Here is a 16,929-nt window from a genome sequence, read left to right as displayed (position 1 = left end):
TACCGTCCCGGTATGACCAACCCCGCTCCGCCGCGCAAGTCGCCGGACCAGCCCTGGCGCACCGAGGGCGCCCCGGAGCAGCCGCCGCAGCAGTCGCCCGGCGGCGGGCGGAGTATGCGGGGCGGCTGGTGGCGGCTGATCCTCACCGCGCTGATCGTGTACCTGATCGCGAACCTGGTGCTGTCGTACTTCGACCAGGCGAACGAACCGACGATCTCCTACACGGAGTTCAGCAAGCAGGTGAACGACGGCAACGTCGACAAGATCTACGCCAAGGGCGACTCCATCCAGGGCCAGCTCAAGAAGGAGCGGAAGAACCCGGAGGGCGGCGGCCAGTACACCAAGTTCAACACCGAGCGGCCGTCCTTCGCTGACGACGATCTGTGGGCGAACCTGACCAAGCACAAGGTCAACGTCACCGCCGCGCCGGTCGTCCAGCACCGGAGTTTTCTCGCCAACCTGCTCATCTCGCTGGCGCCGATGCTGCTGCTGGTCGCCGTGTGGGTGTTCATCGCGCGGCGGATGAGCGCGGGACTCGGCGGCGCGGGCGGCATGCTCGGCCGGAAGGCGCCGCCGAAGCCGGTGGAGCTGGTGCCGGGGGAGAAACGCACCACGTTCGCCGACGTCGCCGGGATCGACGAGGTCGAGGGCGAGCTGAACGACGTCGTGGACTTCCTGAAGAACCCCGACGCCTATCGCCGGATGGGCGCCAAGATGCCGCGCGGTGTGCTGCTCGCGGGACCGCCCGGCACGGGAAAGACGCTGCTGGCGCGGGCGGTGGCCGGAGAGGCGGGCGTGCCGTTCTTCTCCGCCTCGGCCTCCGAGTTCATCGAGATGATCGTGGGCGTGGGCGCCTCCCGGGTGCGGGAGCTGTTCGCGGAGGCCCGCAAGGTCGCGCCGTCGATCATCTTCATCGACGAGATCGACACCATCGGACGGGCGCGCGGCGGCGGTGCGTCGGTGGGCGGGCACGACGAGCGCGAGCAGACGCTGAACCAGATCCTCACCGAGATGGACGGCTTCTCGGGCGCGGAGGGCGTCATCGTGATCGCGGCCACCAACCGTGCCGACATCCTCGACCCGGCCCTGACCCGCCCCGGCCGCTTCGACCGGGTGGTCCAGGTCTCGCCGCCGGACCGCGGCGGGCGCGAGGCCATCCTGGAGATCCACACCCGTGACATCCCGCTCGGCGACGACGTCGATCTCGCGCAGGTGGCCCGTACGACCCCGGGCATGACGGGTGCGGATCTGGCCAACCTCGCCAACGAGGCCGCGCTGCTCGCGGTCAAGCGGAAGCAGCAGCGGGTGACCCGCGCCGACCTGTCCGACGCGCTGGAGAAGGTCCAGCTGGGTGCGGAGCGTCCGCTGGTGATGCCGGCCGAGGAGCGCCGGCGCACCGCGTACCACGAGAGCGGGCACGCCCTGCTGGGCATGCTCCAGCCCGGCGCCGACCCGGTCCGCAAGATCACGATCGTGCCGCGCGGCCGGGCGCTCGGGGTCACCCTGTCGACCCCGGACGCGGACAGGTACGCGTACACCGAGGAGTATCTGCGCGGCCGGATCATCGGCGCGCTGGGCGGCATGGCGGCCGAGCACGTCGTCTACGACGTGATCACCACCGGCTCCGAGAGCGACCTGGAACAGGTCACCAACATCGCGCGCGGCATGGTCTCGCGCTGGGGCATGAGCGTGGAGGTCGGCAGGCTCTCCGCGCTGCCGAACGACGCCCAGCAGGCGTACGGCCTCGCCGCCGCCCCGCAGACCCTCGACGTGATCGACTCCGAGATGCGGCGGATCGTGGACGAGTGCTACGAGGAGGCGTGCCGCAAGCTCCGCGACCACCGCGGACAGCTCGACGCCCTGGCCCAGGCCCTGCTGGAGAGCGAGACGCTGGAGGAGGCGGACGCGTACCGGATCGCCGGGATCACCCGCCTGACCAAGGACAGCGACGCCTAGGGCGCTCGCCCCCGGCCGGGCCGGCTCCGGGTCCCGCCGCTCCGGCGGGACCTAGGGCACCCGGGCGATCAGGTAGCGGAAGACGTTCGGCATCCACACCGTGCCGTCCGGGCGGCGGTGCGGGTGCAGGGCTTCCGTCAGCTCCTTGTCGACCTGCTTGGCGTCGGTCGCCCCGATCGCCGCGTCGAACAGACCGGTCGACAGCAGCCCCCGGGCGGCACTGTCGAGATCGGCGTACCCGAAGGGGCAGGAGACCCGGCCCGAGCCGTCCGGCTTCAGCCCGGCCCGGCCGGCGACCTCCTCCAGGTCGTCACGCCGGGCGGGCCGCCAGCTGCGCGCACTGCGCAGCGGATCGGCCAGCCTGGTGGCCACCCGCAGCACCGAGGAGGTGGCGCAGCGCTCCGGCGGACCCCAGCCGGCCAGCACCACGGCCGCCCCGCGCGCGGCCGACGGAAGCGCGCCGGCGAGCAGTTCGCCGAGCCATTCGGAGTCACCCGCGAGGCTGCCGATCGGCTCGAAGACCGTGACCAGGGTGTACGGGGCCGTCTTGGGGCCGGCCGCGTCCGCGGGCGGGCCGTCGAGGAGTGTCGCGGCCGTAGCGGCGCGCGTGCCGCGCCGTGCGCCGCCGTCCCTGCCGGGCTGGGTGTCCGGCAGCAGACGCTCGCGGGCGAGGGCGAGCCGTTCGGGGGAGGCGGAGTCGGCGCCGGTGACCTCGGCGCCCCTGGAGGCCGCCATCAGCAGGGCGAGCCCGGAACCGCAGCGCAGGCCCAGCAGCCGGGTGGCGGGGCCCACTTCGAGTCGGTCGTACACGGCGTCGAAGAGCGGTACGAGCATCCGCTCCTGGATCTCGGACCAGTCACGCGCGCGTGCGCTCAGGTCCACGCGGGGTGCGGAGGCCGCGTGAGACACGTGCTGCCGCACGAGCGTAGGTGTCATGGAAGCGCCCCAATCGCCGACAGTTCGCCGCTGTGCCCGGTCGTGCGGCCCCCGTGTCGTGCGCGCGCACTTCCCACGTATGCCACGTAACTCCCGGCTCGCGGTGCCGTCCAGGGGTCGTGGGCCCCGGCTTGGGGTCACGGCGCGGGTGTGGCGAGATTTCACATCCCGGCAACCTGGGTGGCCGTACGGTGTCCGCGCCCGGGGACGGGCCGGTGGCGGGGGGCGGGGCGGTGCGCGGTAACGCCACGAGGGCCGCAGACGCTGACCAGGGTGAGAGCACGCGCCGAGAGCGGCCGAAACACCCCTTGCGCAGCAGACGGCCACCGCCGCATCAGCGCTCACGGGCGGGGCGTAGCGCGGACTACGCACCAGCTTGGTATGAGCTGTGCCGCTTCTCCGCAGATCAGCGCACCCGCCCTCGTCAGGACGCATCAGCGGCAAACTGACGGGTACGTGCAAATTATTTGGGATGGCCCGGAATAGGAACACAGCGGCACCCCCGCTCGTTGTCATTACGTGAGCACGACACAGACACCACCTGTCCTCGCCGCGGAGCTGGCGCAGGCGTGGGCCGACATTCAGCGGCACCACCCCGAGTTGCCGGACCTCGCCGCGCCGGAGTCCCTGATCGGAGAGTCGTCGTCCGCGTGCGGTCACGAACTCTCCTTCGAGCGACTGCTCCACGAGGCCGTCCACGGCATCGCCGCCGCACGCGGCATCCGTGACACCTCCCGGGCCGGCCGCTACCACAACCGTCGTTTCCTCGCGATCGCCGAGGAACTGGGCCTGGACCACCCCGAGGAACCCCACCCGAGCAGCGGTTTCTCGCTGGTCACGCTCAACCCGGAGGCGAAGCGGCGCTACCGCCCGACCATCGAGCGGCTGCAACGCGCGCTGAAGGCCCACACCGCGGCCACCTCCGCCGACACCTCCCGCACCTTCCGCGGCCCGGCCGCCCGGCACGGCTCCTCCGGCGGCGGCGTCCGGGTCAAGGCGGTGTGCGACTGCGGGCGCAACGTCCGGGTCGTGCCCTCGGTCCTGGCCCAGGCCCCGATCGTCTGCGGCGGCTGCGGCAAGCCGTTCAGGATTCCGGAGGTCGTGGGGGCGGCATAGGCGCGGGCCGCGGACGTACCGGCATCTCGTGGGTGCCGGGACCGCGGACGACGGGGGGCGCCACACCGCGGCGTCCTGCCCGTGCCGGTCGCCGGCGCACCCGACGTGACCTCACCTCCACGCCGGGTGCCGCACCGGCATGCCGTAATGCGGTGCACGCACCCTCCGCCAAAAGCGACTCGCAGGGTGTGGCAGAATGGCTAGCTGTACTCGACAGCCGCACAGGACCCCTCTCTCCTCCGGCTGACGCGTCCATCGGGCACTCGGGTACCGCAACCCCACGCGGCAACTCGCCGTGCCCACCCACGTCAGATCCAGGAGAATTCACTCCAGTGGCAGTCAAGATCAAGCTGAAGCGTCTGGGCAAGATCCGTTCGCCTCACTACCGCATCGTCGTCGCCGACTCCCGTACCCGCCGTGACGGCCGGGCCATCGAGGAGATCGGCAAGTACCACCCGACCTACAACCCGTCGGTCATGGAGGTTGACGCCGAGCGCGTGGCGTACTGGCTGGGTGTCGGCGCGCAGCCGACCGAGCCGGTTCTCGCCATCCTGAAGAAGACCGGCGACTGGCAGAAGTTCAAGGGCGAGCCCGCCCCGGCGCCGCTGCTGGTGGCCGAGCCGAAGTCGACCCGCCCGTCGTTCGAGGCTCTCGGTGGTGACGACGACGGTAAGGGTGAGGCCATCACCCAGAAGAAGAAGGCTGAGAAGAAGGACGAGGCCGCGGCTGAGTCCGAGTCGACCGAGGCCTGAGCACCATGCTCGAAGAGGCGCTTGAGCACCTCGTGAAGGGCATCGTCGACAACCCTGACGATGTGCAGGTCGCCTCGCGTGACCTGCGCCGCGGGCGCGTGCTGGAGGTCCGGGTGCACCCCGACGACCTCGGCAAGGTGATCGGCCGCAACGGCCGTACCGCGCGTGCTCTGCGTACCGTCGTGGGCGCCATCGGCGGCCGCGGTGTCCGCGTCGACCTCGTCGACGTGGACCACGTCCGCTGACGCTTCATCGCAACCGGCTCGGGCCGGGGAGGGCCACTGGCCGTCCCCGGCCCGCAGTCGTATGAGCAGGCCGCATGAGGCCGTACGAGCAGGATGCGCGAGCAGCAGATGACAGGAGAATTGGACACGTGCAGCTGGTAGTCGCACGGATCGGCCGCGCCCACGGCATCAAGGGCGAGGTCACCGTCGAGGTACGTACCGACGAGCCCGAGCTGCGGCTCGCCCCGGGCGCCGTCCTGGCCACCGACCCGGCCTCCACCGGACCCCTCACCATCGCCACCGGCCGCGTCCACAGCGGCCGGCTGCTCCTGCGCTTCGAGGGCGTCACCGACCGCAACGCCGCCGAGGCCCTGCGCAACACCCTGCTGATCGCCGAGATCGACCCCGAGGTACTCCCCGAGGATGAGGACGAGTACTACGACCACCAGCTCATCGACCTGGACGTGGTCACCGCGGACGGCACGGAGGTCGGCCGGATCACCGAGATCTCGCACCTGCCCTCCCAGGACCTGTTCATCGTGGAGCGCCCGGACGGCAGCGAGGTGATGATCCCCTTCGTGGAGGAGATCGTCGCAGAGATCGACCTGGCCGAGCAGAAGGCGGTCATCACGCCCCCGCCGGGCCTGATCGACGACCGTGCCGAGATCGCGTCCGCCCGGGATTCCGAGGGCTTCGGGGAAGAGGCGTAATGCGTCTCGACGTCGTCACGATCTTCCCCGAGTACCTCGACCCCCTGAACGTCTCCCTCGTGGGCAAGGCCCGCGCGCGCGGGCAGCTCGACGTCCAGGTGCACGACCTGCGCGCGTGGACGTACGACCGCCACAACACGGTGGACGACACCCCGTACGGCGGCGGCCCCGGCATGGTCATGAAGACCGACCCCTGGGGCGACGCCCTGGACACGGTCCTCGCCGACGGATACGAGACCGGCGCCCGGGCCCCCGCGCTGATCGTCCCCACGCCCAGCGGCCGCCCCTTCACCCAGGAACTGGCCGTCGAGCTGTCCGAACGCCCCTGGCTGATCTTCACGCCGGCCCGCTACGAGGGCATCGACCGGCGCGTGATGGACGAGTACACCACCCGCGTGCCGGTCTACGAGGTCTCCATCGGCGACTACGTCCTCGCCGGTGGCGAGGCGGCCGTACTGGTCATCACGGAGGCCGTCGCCAGGCTGCTGCCCGGCGTCCTCGGCAACGCGGAGTCCCACCGGGACGACTCCTTCGCCCCCGGCGCGATGGCCAGCCTCCTCGAAGGCCCCGTCTACACCAAGCCGCCCGTCTGGCGCGGCCGGGACATCCCCGAGGTGCTGCTCAGCGGCCACCACGGGAAGATCGCCCGCTGGCGCCGCGACGAAGCCCTCCGGCGGACCACCGCCCACCGGCCCGACCTGATCGAGCACTGCGATCCCAAGGCGTTCGACAAGAAGGACCGCGAGATGCTGTCCATCCTGGGCTGGGAACCGGACCCGGAGGGGGAGCGGTACGGCCGATTTTGGCGCCGGGCCGAGGGCGTGGAAGAATAGACCGCTGTTGTGCGTCCGTCCGGCGTGCGCCCCTGCCACAGGGGGACACGACGCCCGCCCCGACCCGCACGGCAGTCCTCATGGAACCCTAGTTCCGTTGATGACCTGTGGCATCAGCGAAGAAAGCAGACGAAATGTCTCACCTGCTCGACTCCGTCGACGTCTCGTCGCTGCGCAGCGACATCCCGGCCTTCCGTCCGGGTGACACCGTCAACGTCCACGTCCGCGTCATCGAGGGCAACCGCTCCCGTGTGCAGCAGTTCAAGGGCGTGGTGATCCGTCGCCAGGGCTCCGGTGTCCGCGAGACCTTCACGGTCCGCAAGGTCTCGTTCTCCGTCGGCGTCGAGCGCACCTTCCCGGTGCACACCCCGATCGTCGAGAAGATCGAGCTCGTCACCCGTGGTGACGTGCGCCGCGCCAAGCTGTACTACCTCCGTGACCTGCGCGGCAAGGCCGCGAAGATCAAGGAGAAGCGCGACAGCTGAGCGCTCTGAAGGAGTCCATGGCGGGTCGGGATAGCATCTCGCCCCGATGGACACCGAAGCACAGCCGACGGAACGCGACCGCTCCTCCCGCCCCGGTACGCCGGGTGCGGAGGGCCGGTCGCGTTTGCCGTTGGTGGCACGGGTCGCCGACTGGCTCCCTGGCGGCCGGATCACCCTCTCGATCCTCACCGGTCTGGCGTTCCTGCTGGTCCTCAACACCTTCGTGGCGCAACCGTTCGAGATCCCGAGCGGATCCATGGAGCAGAATTTGAGGATCGGCGACCGCGTTCTCGTAAATAAGTTGGCGTACCGTCTCGGTGCCCAGCCACGTCGCGGCGACGTGATCGTGTTCGACGGCACCGGGTATTTCGGGGACGCCGACTACATCAAGCGTGTGGTCGGGGTGGGGGGAGACCACGTGGTCTGCTGCGACAGGAAGCGGAGGATCGAGGTGAACGGCCGGGCGGTCGACGAGACGGCGTTCCTCCATCCCGGGGACAGCGCCTCCAGCGTGCCCTTCGACGTCGTCGTGCCCCCGGACCGCCTGTTCGTGCTCGGTGACCACCGCAGCGACTCCAGCGACTCCCGTGATCATCTCGGCTCGCCCGGCGGCGGCATGATCCCCGTCGGCGACGTCATCGGCCGGGCCGACTGGATCGTGTGGCCGTACCGCCACTGGACACATCTGACCCGGCCGTCCGCCTACGCGCGCGTGCCCGCCGCCCCGGCGGAGGGCGTCCATGGGTAACCGCGGCAAACCACGCGGGGTGCCCAGCACCCCCGCCGACAACCTGCTGCCCACCGGGGTCCGCCGCGCCGCCGCGCCCGGAGGCGGCCGCACGCGCGCGGAGCGCCGCAAACTCCAGCGCAAGGTCAAGCGCAAGCGCAGGCGCTCGACCGTTCGGGAGATCCCCCTTCTGGTCGGTGTCGCCGTTCTCATCGCACTCGTCCTGAAGACATTCCTCGTCCAGGCGTTCGTGATCCCCTCCGGCTCCATGGAGCAGACGATCCGGATCGGCGACCGGGTCCTCGTCGACAAGTTCACCCCCTGGTTCGGCTCCAAGCCGGAGCGCGGGGACGTCGTCGTCTTCCACGACCCGGGCGGCTGGCTCCAGGACGAGCAGACCACCAAGAAGAACGACCCCGTCGTGGTCAAGCAGGTCAAGGAAGGGCTCACCTTCATCGGCCTGCTGCCTTCCGACAACGAGAAGGACCTGATCAAACGGGTCGTCGGGGTCGGCGGCGACCACGTCAAGTGCTGTGACGCGCAGGGGCGCGTCACCGTCAACGGCGTACCGCTCACCGAAGGCGACTACCTGTACCCGGGGAACTCGCCCTCCTCCACCCCCTTCGACATCACCGTGCCCAAGGGCCGGCTCTGGGTGATGGGCGACCACCGGGACAACTCGGCGGACTCCCGGGCCCACCAGGACACGCCCTACGGCGGCACGGTCTCCGAGGACTCGGTGGTCGGCCGGGCCATGGTCATCGGCTGGCCGGTCGGCCACTGGACGCGCCTGGACGAACCTAAAACCTTCGCAAGCGTCACCGACTCGGCGTCGGGGGCGACTGCTGCTCCCCAGCCGTCGCATAGGGTTGATCCCGAGAATCGGAACGGAATGACCCAGCTCCCGACCCCTGCGGAACTCCCGCTCGTTATGGGAGTGGTGGGCCTGCGTCGTGTGTGGGGCAGGCGGCGGCACAGAGTGAGGAGTTGGCGTGGGGGATGTGGCGGTTGGCGCACGGTCGGGACACGACGGCGAGGAGCACCGCGGGCGCCCCGTGGGACCGGACGGTCCCGTCCCGGACGGCGCCATGACCTCCGGGAATGACGCGGCAGCGGGCGACGAGGGCACGCCGGAGGGCGAGCCAGGGCCCCGCGCCGGGACCTCGGACGCGGACGCGGGGACACAACGGCCGAGGAAACCGCGCTCCTTCTGGAAGGAACTGCCGATTCTGATCGGCATCGCGCTGGTCCTGGCGCTGCTGATCAAGACCTTCCTGGTGCAGGCGTTCTCGATCCCGTCCGACTCGATGCAGAACACCCTCCAGGAGGGTGACCGCGTCCTGGTCGACAAACTCACCCCGTGGTTCGGCTCCGAGCCCGAGCGCGGTGAGGTCGTCGTCTTCCACGACCCGGACAACTGGCTGGCGGGCGAACCGACACCGAACCCGAACCCCGTGCAGAAGGTCCTCAGCTGGATCGGCCTGATGCCCTCGGCGGAGGAGAAGGACCTCATCAAGCGGGTGATCGGGGTCGGCGGCGACACGGTCGAGTGCAAGAACAGCGGCCCGCTGAAGGTCAACGGCAAGGCGCTGAACGAGCCGTACGTCTACCCGGGCAACACCCCGTGCAGCGTGGACGACCAGGGCGGCCAGTTCAAGGTGAAGGTCCCCAAGGGCTACATCTGGGTGATGGGCGACCACCGCCAGAACTCCCGCGACTCGCGCTACAACCAGTCCGACAAGCACCACGGCATGGTCCCGGTCAAGGACGTCGTGGGCCGCGCGATCGTCAAGGCATGGCCGATCAACCGCTGGGGCACCCTGCCGATCCCGGACACCTTCGACCAGCCCGGCCTCGACCGGCAGTCCGCCGCCGCCGCGTCCCTGACGGTGGCCCCGCAGGGCGCGGCCGTCGCCGCGGTGCTGCCGCTCGTGGTGTGGCGGCGCAGGCGCAGGTAGACGTGCACGTCCCGGACCTGGTGACCCCGGCCGGGAGAGGGGGCTGCCCCCGTTCGGAACCGCCGGGTAGGGTGCGGGTCCATGGGTGGCGAGAGCATGACGCGTACGGCCCCGCAGGGCGGCGGCACCGGCACGGCACAGGCCGGCGGCGGCCGACTCGGGCAGCGGCTGTCCGGACTGGCCGTGGCGCTGGGTCTGGTGCTGTTCCTGGGCGGATTCGCGTGGGGAGCGGTGGTCTACCGGCCGTACACCGTGCCCACCAGCTCCATGACCCCCACCATCGACGCCGGTGACCGGGTGCTGGCCCAGCGCGTCGACGGCGCCGAGGTGCGCCGTGGTGACGTGGTCGTCTTCGAGGACAAGACCTGGGTCACCAACGCCAAGGTGGTCAAGCGTGTGGTCGCGGTGGGCGGGGACACCGTCTCCTGCTGCACCGACGGCAAGCTGACCGTCAACGGCAAGCGGATCGACGAGCCGTACCTGCCCAAGGGCAGCCTGGCCGAGATCACGAACTTCGGCACGGTGACCGTGCCCGAGGGCCGGCTGTTCCTCCTCGGCGACGAACGCCAGGGTTCCCTGGACTCCACCGCCCACCTCACGGACGCGGCCAAGGGAACCGTCTCCCGCGACGCCGTCTCCGCCCGCGTGGAGGCCGTCGTCTGGCCCTGGAACGGCACGCTCAAGCGGCCCACCGGGTTCGAGTCGCTCGGCGCCCTCTCCCGGCCCGGCCCGCTGCGCACGATCGAGCTGATGGTCCTGGCCGGAGCGGTCCTGGTCCTCGGCGGCGGCGCCTACGGCCCCATCGCTGGGCGGCTGAGCCGCTCCCGCGGCCGTACGGCCCGCCCGGAGGCGGCCGGTGCCCGCTGAGACCACGCGGCCGGCGGAGGAGTCCTGCGAGAGCGGAGACGAACCGCGCCGGGTGGCCCGCGTGGTGCTGCTCGACCCGGAGGACCGCATCCTCCTCCTGCACGGCCACGAGCCGGACGACCCGGCCGACGACTGGTGGTTCACGCCCGGCGGCGGCCTGGAGGGCGCCGAGACGCGCGAGGAGGCCGCGCTGCGGGAACTCGCCGAGGAGACCGGCATCACCGACGTCGAACTCGGCCCCGTGCTCTGGCGGCGGCGGTGCTCGTTCCCGTTCGCGGGCCGTCGCTGGGACCAGGACGAGTGGTACTACCTGGCCCGTACGCGCCAGACGGCCACCGCGGCGACGGGGCTGACGGAGCTGGAGCGGCGTACTGTCGCCGGAGCGCGCTGGTGGACGTGTCAGGAACTGACCCGGGCACATGAGACGGTGTATCCGACCAGACTCGCCGAGCTGCTGCGCACGCTGCTCGTCGAAGGTCCCCCGGCCAGGCCCGTGACCCTCGACACGGAAATCGTCTGAGGACCCCGGGGACTGGCGCACAATGGTGGGATCGCACGGCTGAAGGGGAACATGCCATGAGCGCCGAGGACCTCGAGAAGTACGAGACCGAGATGGAGCTGAAGCTCTACCGGGAGTACCGAGACGTCGTCGGTCTGTTCAAATACGTGATCGAGACCGAGCGGCGCTTCTACCTCACCAACGACTACGAGATGCAGGTGCACTCGGTCCAGGGCGAGGTGTTCTTCGAGGTGACCATGGCCGATGCCTGGGTCTGGGACATGTACCGGCCGGCTCGCTTCGTCAAGCAGGTTCGCGTGCTGACGTTCAAGGACGTGAACATCGAGGAGTTGAACAAGAGCGACCTGGAGCTGCCGGGCGGGTGATGACCTGCGGCTTCGCGCGGTGTTGCCCGTCCGGGTGACGGAGTTTTCCACAACCGCCGAGTGATCCACCAAGATCAACATCGGGTCGCGGGATGCGTGACGGTTGGCGCCGGAGGTGGTGCCGACATGAACGCACGAGAAGCAATCGGCAGGTACGGCGAGGATCTGGCCGCGAGGCGGCTCGCCGAGGCGGGCATGACGATCCTGGAGCGCAACTGGCGCTGCGGACGGTCCGGCGAGATCGACATCGTGGCGCGGGACGGTGACGCGCTCGTCGTCTGCGAGGTGAAGACCCGCAGGGGCGGCGACTACGAACACCCGATGGCCGCGGTGACCCCCGAGAAGGCGGCCAGGCTCCGGGACCTCGCCGAGCACTGGATCCAGGCCCATGGCGGAGCCCCGCCGGGTGGCGTCCGCATCGACCTCGTCGGCGTTCTTCTGCCCCGCCGTGGCGCCCCGTCCGTCGAACACGCGCGGGGGGTGGCCTGAATGGCGTTCGCCCGTACGTGCTCGGTGGCCCTGGTCGGCGTCGAGGGCGTGGTCGTCGAGGTGCAGGCCGACCTCGAACCCGGCGTCGCCGCCTTCACCCTGGTCGGCCTCCCGGACAAGAGCCTGACGGAGAGCCGGGACCGGGTCCGGGCGGCGGTGGTGAACTCGGGTGCGGCCTGGCCGTCCAAGAAACTCACCGTCGGCCTCAGCCCCGCATCGGTGCCCAAGAGCGGCAGCGGCTTCGATCTGGCCGTCGCCGCCGCCGTCCTCGGCGCCGCCGAGCGGATCGACCCCCGCGTGCTCGCCGACATCGTCATGATCGGAGAGCTGGGGCTGGACGGCCGGGTGCGACCGGTCCGGGGCATCCTCCCGGCGGTCCTGGCCGCGGCGGACGCGGGATACGAACAGGTGGTCGTGCCCGAGTCCGCGGTGCCCGAGGCATCACTGGTGCCGGGCGTCTCGGTGCTCGGCGTACGGAGCCTGCGCCAGCTGATCGCCGTCCTCACCGAGGAGCCGGTGCCCGACGAGGAACCCGTCCCGGGAGACGTCCGCCCCGATCCCTTCCTCGCCGGTCTGGCCCTCCCCGGCACCGGGCTCGGGACGGGCGCCGCCTACGGTGCCCACGCCGCCGACCTGGCCGATGTCGCGGGCCAGCACACGGCGCGGGCGGCGCTGGAGGTCGCGGCGGCCGGCCGGCACCACGTCTTCTTCAAGGGGCCGCCCGGCGCCGGCAAGACGATGCTCGCCGAACGGCTCCCCGGGCTCCTGCCCGAGCTGGGCCGGGCCGAGTCCCTGGAGGTCACCGCGGTCCACTCGGTGGCCGGCCTGCTCCCGCCCGGTCATCCCCTGGTCGACAAGCCCCCGTACTGCGCACCCCACCACTCCGCGACCATGGCCTCACTCGTCGGCGGCGGGAACGGCCTGCCCCGGCCCGGCGCGGTGTCCCTGGCCCACCACGGGGTCCTCTTCCTGGACGAGGCCGCCGAATTCCACAGCAGCGTCCTGGACGCCCTGCGCCAGCCCTTGGAATCCGGCCACGTCGTGATCGCCCGGGCGGCGGGGATGCTGCGGATGCCGGCCAGGTTCCTCATGGTGCTGGCAGCCAACCCCTGCCCCTGCGGCAGGCACGGGCGAGGCGACGACATCTGCGAGTGCAGGCCGTCCTCGATCAAGCGCTACCGCGCCCGGCTGTCCGGCCCTCTCATGGACCGGGTGGACCTGCGTGTCACCGTGGAGCCGGTCGCCAGGGCCGAACTCCTCCGGATGCACACCGACGCCGAGCCGACGGCCGTCGTGGCCGACCGGGTCAGGCTCGCCCGGGAACGCGCCGCCCGGCGCTACGAAGGACTTCCCTGGCGAACCAACAGCGAGGTGCCCGGACACGAACTGCGCACCCGCTGGCACGTACGGCCCGGGGCGCTCGCCAAGGCCGAGGAAGACCTGGACCGGGGCCTGCTCACCGCCCGCGGCCTGGACCGCGTCCTCCGCGTCGCCTGGACACTCGCCGACCTGGGCGGGCGCGACCGGCCCTCGGCGAACGACGTGAACTGGGCACTGGAACTGCGCACCGGCGTCCGCCGCGGTGTCCTCCTGGAAGGGAGCCCCGGGTGAGGGCCGCCCCACCCGGCCGCGCCGCACGCCCGGGCACCGGCGCGATCCCCGTGGCGCTCGGCGGACCACACGTCGGCGGTGACCGCGCGGTCGGTGGTGGCTGCGTGTTCGGTGGTGGCTGCGGGGTCGGCGGTGATTGCGGGGTCGGTGGTGGTGGTCCTCGTCCGGCCGGCGCCCGGCCGTTCGAACCACCGGCCGCACCGATCGCGGCTGCCACGGCAGGAGCCGGCACATGAGCGGCGAGCGGTCGGGGGAGCGGTCGGGGGATGGCCGCCGGGAGCCCGAGGGGGCGCTCGCGGCGGCGGCCGGGGGCCCCGAGCCGGGTGACGAACTGCTCGGGCGCGTCTTTCTCGGGCGGGTGATCGAGCCGGGGGACGAAGCCGGTGGGCGATGGGTGCGGGAGTTCGGGGTGGCTGAGGTGGTGCGGCGACTGCGGTGCGGCGGGAAGGCGCTGCCCGGTGCGAGCCGGACCCGGTGGGCGGGGCTCGTCGCGCGGGCCGGGCGGGCCGAGCCGGAGCGGGATCTCGCGGAGGCCCGCGCCGCGGGGGCACGGTTCGTGTGCCCGGGGGACGGCGAGTGGCCCCGACAGCTGGACGATCTCGGAGACGGGCGGCCCCTCGGACTGTGGGTGCGCGGCCGGCCGAACCTGCGGATGTGGGCGCTCCGCTCCGTGGCCGTGGTCGGCGCCCGCGCGTGCACCGAGTACGGCACCCACACGGCGGCCACCCTCGCCGGTGGCCTCGCCGAGCGCGGGTGGGTCGTCGTGTCGGGCGGTGCGTACGGCATCGACGGCGCCGCCCACCGGGGTGCGCTCGCCGCCCGCGGCGCCACCGTCGCCGTTCTGGCCTGCGGTGTCGACCAGCCCTATCCACGCGGCCACACCGCGTTGATCGCCCGCATCGCGGAACAGGGACTGGTGGTGGGCGAGTTGCCGCCCGGTGACCACCCCACGCCCAGCCGGTTCATCCTCCGCAACCGCGTGATCGCCGCCCTGACCAGGGGCACCGTCGTCGTGGAGGCGGCCTGCCGCAGCGGCTCGCTGGCCACCGCGCGGGCCGCACAGCGCCTCGGCCGGTTCACCATGGGCGTACCGGGCCCGGTCAGCAGCGCCCTCTCCGCCGGCGTCCACGAACTGCTGCGCGACGAGGCCACCCTGGTCACCGACGCCTCGGAAGTCATCGAACTCGTGGGCGACATGGGTGACCTGGCACCGGCCCGACGGGGCCCGGTTCTCCCACGCGACCTGCTGGAACCGGCCACCCGTTGTGTGCTCGCCGCTCTGCCGGGCAACCGCGCGGCCCCCGCCGAGGAGATCGCGCTCGGCGCGCGTACCACACGGGACGAGGCGATCGCGAGGCTGTACGAACTCCGAGCACTTGGTTACGTCGAACGACACGGCGATGGCTGGAAGTTGACACGCCAGGCGGTGATCTCGGTCCGGGGCGGCCGCAGCCCATGCTGACCGACCGTGTTCGGCCGTCCGGGGGAACTCCCGACGCCCTTGACGTTTCCCGGAGTTGGCGTCCGAGGCCGGTCACGGAGAGCGAGCCGCGGGGCGCGGCGACACGCCCCGCGCGAGCCCCCCGCGCAGGGGTGGTGCCGCACTGTTCGCACACCGCGACTCCTCAGTCACGCTACGCTCACGACGGTGGTGGCGCAGACCGCGTCAACCCGGCACCAGACAGACACCTCACCCAGTCAGCCCACTTCATCGCACGGACCTCACTCCCACCCACTTCGCAGCACTTCACGGCACTTCACGGCAGAACGGCACAAGGCGACGAATGCCCCAGCACACCTCCGGGTCCGACCGGGCGGCGATCCCCCCAACCGCCCGCGACGGTGGCAGCGTGCGACCGCCCGCCCCCTCGACGCTCGACGAGCTGTGGCGGTCGTACAAGGCGACGGGGGACGAACGGCTGCGGGAGCAGCTGATCCTGCACTACTCGCCGCTGGTCAAGTACGTGGCGGGCCGGGTGAGCGTCGGACTGCCGCCCAACGTGGAGCAGGCCGACTTCGTCTCCTCGGGAGTGTTCGGGCTGATCGACGCGATCGAGAAGTTCGACATCGACCGTGAGATCAAGTTCGAGACGTACGCGATCACCCGGATCCGCGGCGCGATGATCGACGAGCTGCGGGCGCTCGACTGGATCCCCCGCTCGGTCCGGCAGAAGGCGCGGAACGTCGAGCGTGCCTACGCCACGCTGGAGGCGCGGCTGCGGCGGACGCCGACGGAGGGGGAGGTCGCCGCCGAGCTGGGCATGGAGGTCGATGAACTCCACGCCGTGTTCAGCCAGTTGTCGCTGGCCAACGTGGTGGCCCTGGAAGAGCTGCTGCACGTCGGCGGCGAGGGCGGGGACCGGCTCAGCCTGATGGACACGCTGGAGGACACCGCCGCCGACAACCCGGTGGAGGTGGTCGAGGACCGGGAACTGCGCCGTTTCCTGGCCCGGGCGATCAACACGCTGCCCGAGCGGGAGAAGACCGTGGTCACCCTCTACTACTACGAGGGGCTCACCCTCGCCGAGATCGGCAATGTGCTCGGTGTCACCGAGAGCCGGGTCAGCCAGATCCACACCAAGTCGGTGCTCCAGTTGCGTGCGAAGCTGGCGAGCTTCGGACGGTGAGTCCTCCCTTTCGGGATGGCGCGTCCGTAAAGTGGTCGACGTGCCAAGGATTCGAGCGGCCTCCGTGGCCGAACACCGGTCGATGCAGCGAGCCGCCCTGCTGGACGCGGCTCGGTCCCTGCTGTCCGAGGGCGGGACGGAAGCGCTGACCTTCCCCGCGCTGGCCGAGCGGACGGGGCTGGCGCGGTCGAGCGTGTACGAATACTTCCGGTCACGGGCCGCCGTGGTCGAGGAGCTGTGCGAGGTCGACTTCCCGGTGTGGGCGGCGGAGGTCGCGGCGGCGATGGAGCGTGCCGACTCGGCCGGGGGAAAGGTCGAGGCATATGTGCGCCGGCAGCTGGCGCTGGTCGGGGACCGGCGGCACCGGGCGGTCGTGGCCATCTCCGCGAGTGAGCTGGACGCCGGGGCGCGGGAGAAGATCCGGGCGGCCCACGGGGGGCTGGTCGCGATGATCGTCGAGGCGCTGGGGGAGATGGGGCACGGGCAGCCCCGGCTGGCGGCGATGTTGCTGCAGGGGGTGGTGGACGCGGCGGTGCGCCGGATCGAGCTGGGGGCGGCCGAGGACCCCGAGGCCATCACCGACGCCGCTGTGGCCATGGCCCTGCGGGGTGTGCAGGGCTGAGCCGAGCCGTGGCCGTGGCGTGGTCGTGTCTCTGGCTGTGGCCGTGGCCGAGCCCTGCCGTGGCCGCGGATATGGGTGTGGCCGAGCCCTGCCGTGGCCGCTCCTATAGGTGTGGCCGAGCCCTGCCGTGG

At 71.5% G+C, this 16,929-nt stretch carries 19 protein-coding genes; 18 read left to right on the top strand and 1 reads right to left on the bottom strand.

All coding sequences use genetic code 11. The features are described 5' to 3' along the window. Window positions 1-12: 12 nt before the first annotated feature. The gene (gene ftsH / locus ACIGYR_RS18105) at window positions 13-1,956 is read left to right on the top strand and encodes an ATP-dependent zinc metalloprotease FtsH (RefSeq protein ID WP_399598347.1); all 1,944 of its coding nucleotides are present in this window, start codon (window positions 13-15) and stop codon (window positions 1,954-1,956) included. Window positions 1,957-2,007: 51 nt separating this feature from the next. Here ftsH and ACIGYR_RS18100 read toward each other — a convergent pair whose 3' ends face one another. Beyond that, window positions 2,008-2,892 (bottom strand): SAM-dependent methyltransferase, encoded by an 885-nt coding sequence (locus tag ACIGYR_RS18100; RefSeq protein WP_399598350.1) that lies wholly within the window; start codon window positions 2,890-2,892, stop codon window positions 2,008-2,010. Window positions 2,893-3,411: 519 nt separating this feature from the next. Between ACIGYR_RS18100 and ACIGYR_RS18095 the strand changes: the two genes are divergently transcribed. From ACIGYR_RS18095 to ACIGYR_RS18015, 17 genes are all read left to right on the top strand, one after another. Next, window positions 3,412-4,008 (top strand): hypothetical protein, encoded by a 597-nt coding sequence (locus ACIGYR_RS18095; RefSeq protein WP_391847257.1) that lies wholly within the window; start codon window positions 3,412-3,414, stop codon window positions 4,006-4,008. A gap of 332 nt (window positions 4,009-4,340) precedes the next feature. Further along, window positions 4,341-4,760, top strand: coding sequence for a 30S ribosomal protein S16 (gene rpsP / locus ACIGYR_RS18090; RefSeq protein WP_391847259.1), 420 nt, complete (start codon window positions 4,341-4,343; stop codon window positions 4,758-4,760). A 5-nt stretch (window positions 4,761-4,765) separates the two neighbouring features. Continuing rightward, on the top strand, window positions 4,766-5,005 hold the full coding sequence (locus tag ACIGYR_RS18085) for an RNA-binding protein (RefSeq protein WP_005479813.1): 240 nt from the start codon (window positions 4,766-4,768) through the stop codon (window positions 5,003-5,005). Window positions 5,006-5,133: 128 nt separating this feature from the next. Further along, window positions 5,134-5,694, top strand: a complete 561-nt coding sequence (gene rimM, locus ACIGYR_RS18080; protein WP_399598354.1) for a ribosome maturation factor RimM — start codon at window positions 5,134-5,136, stop codon at window positions 5,692-5,694. Then, the gene (gene trmD, locus ACIGYR_RS18075; protein WP_399598356.1) at window positions 5,694-6,527 is read left to right on the top strand and encodes a tRNA (guanosine(37)-N1)-methyltransferase TrmD; all 834 of its coding nucleotides are present in this window, start codon (window positions 5,694-5,696) and stop codon (window positions 6,525-6,527) included. The genes rimM and trmD overlap by 1 nt, the downstream gene beginning before the upstream one ends. Window positions 6,528-6,661: 134 nt before the next feature. Further along, the gene (gene rplS / locus ACIGYR_RS18070) at window positions 6,662-7,012 is read left to right on the top strand and encodes a 50S ribosomal protein L19 (RefSeq protein ID WP_391847265.1); all 351 of its coding nucleotides are present in this window, start codon (window positions 6,662-6,664) and stop codon (window positions 7,010-7,012) included. A 46-nt stretch (window positions 7,013-7,058) separates the two neighbouring features. After that, window positions 7,059-7,760, top strand: coding sequence for a signal peptidase I (gene lepB, locus ACIGYR_RS18065; RefSeq protein ID WP_399598359.1), 702 nt, complete (start codon window positions 7,059-7,061; stop codon window positions 7,758-7,760). Continuing rightward, window positions 7,753-8,844, top strand: a complete 1,092-nt coding sequence (gene lepB / locus ACIGYR_RS18060; protein WP_399598361.1) for a signal peptidase I — start codon at window positions 7,753-7,755, stop codon at window positions 8,842-8,844. Before lepB (ACIGYR_RS18065) ends, lepB (ACIGYR_RS18060) begins: the two co-directional genes overlap by 8 nt. Beyond that, window positions 8,732-9,697, top strand: a complete 966-nt coding sequence (gene lepB / locus ACIGYR_RS18055; protein WP_399598364.1) for a signal peptidase I — start codon at window positions 8,732-8,734, stop codon at window positions 9,695-9,697. Before lepB (ACIGYR_RS18060) ends, lepB (ACIGYR_RS18055) begins: the two co-directional genes overlap by 113 nt. A gap of 81 nt (window positions 9,698-9,778) precedes the next feature. Beyond that, complete coding sequence (gene lepB, locus ACIGYR_RS18050) at window positions 9,779-10,564, top strand: signal peptidase I (RefSeq protein ID WP_399598367.1); 786 nt, start codon at window positions 9,779-9,781, stop codon at window positions 10,562-10,564. Beyond that, entirely contained in the window at window positions 10,554-11,084 is a 531-nt protein-coding gene (locus ACIGYR_RS18045; protein ID WP_391847275.1) for an NUDIX hydrolase, read from the top strand. Before lepB (ACIGYR_RS18050) ends, ACIGYR_RS18045 begins: the two co-directional genes overlap by 11 nt. Window positions 11,085-11,140: 56 nt before the next feature. Continuing rightward, window positions 11,141-11,449, top strand: coding sequence for a DUF2469 domain-containing protein (locus tag ACIGYR_RS18040; protein WP_014675276.1), 309 nt, complete (start codon window positions 11,141-11,143; stop codon window positions 11,447-11,449). Window positions 11,450-11,545: 96 nt separating this feature from the next. Continuing rightward, a complete protein-coding gene (locus ACIGYR_RS18035) occupies window positions 11,546-11,938 on the top strand; it encodes a YraN family protein (RefSeq protein ID WP_391847277.1) in 393 nt (130 codons plus the stop codon). Further along, entirely contained in the window at window positions 11,939-13,549 is a 1,611-nt protein-coding gene (locus ACIGYR_RS18030) for a YifB family Mg chelatase-like AAA ATPase (protein WP_399598371.1), read from the top strand. Window positions 13,550-13,781: 232 nt separating this feature from the next. Beyond that, the gene (gene dprA / locus ACIGYR_RS18025) at window positions 13,782-15,011 is read left to right on the top strand and encodes a DNA-processing protein DprA (protein WP_399598374.1); all 1,230 of its coding nucleotides are present in this window, start codon (window positions 13,782-13,784) and stop codon (window positions 15,009-15,011) included. A gap of 322 nt (window positions 15,012-15,333) precedes the next feature. Then, window positions 15,334-16,176, top strand: a complete 843-nt coding sequence (gene whiG, locus ACIGYR_RS18020; protein ID WP_399598376.1) for an RNA polymerase sigma factor WhiG — start codon at window positions 15,334-15,336, stop codon at window positions 16,174-16,176. A gap of 64 nt (window positions 16,177-16,240) precedes the next feature. Continuing rightward, entirely contained in the window at window positions 16,241-16,798 is a 558-nt protein-coding gene (locus ACIGYR_RS18015) for a TetR/AcrR family transcriptional regulator (RefSeq protein WP_399598664.1), read from the top strand. The last annotated feature ends 131 nt before the right edge of the window (window positions 16,799-16,929 follow it).

The sequence above is a fragment of the Streptomyces sp. NPDC053076 genome, from assembly GCF_044546845.1.
Lineage (GTDB): Bacteria > Actinomycetota > Actinomycetes > Streptomycetales > Streptomycetaceae > Streptomyces.
Note: the sequence above shows the minus strand (reverse complement) of the source record. Positions and strands in the feature narration are given on the sequence as shown.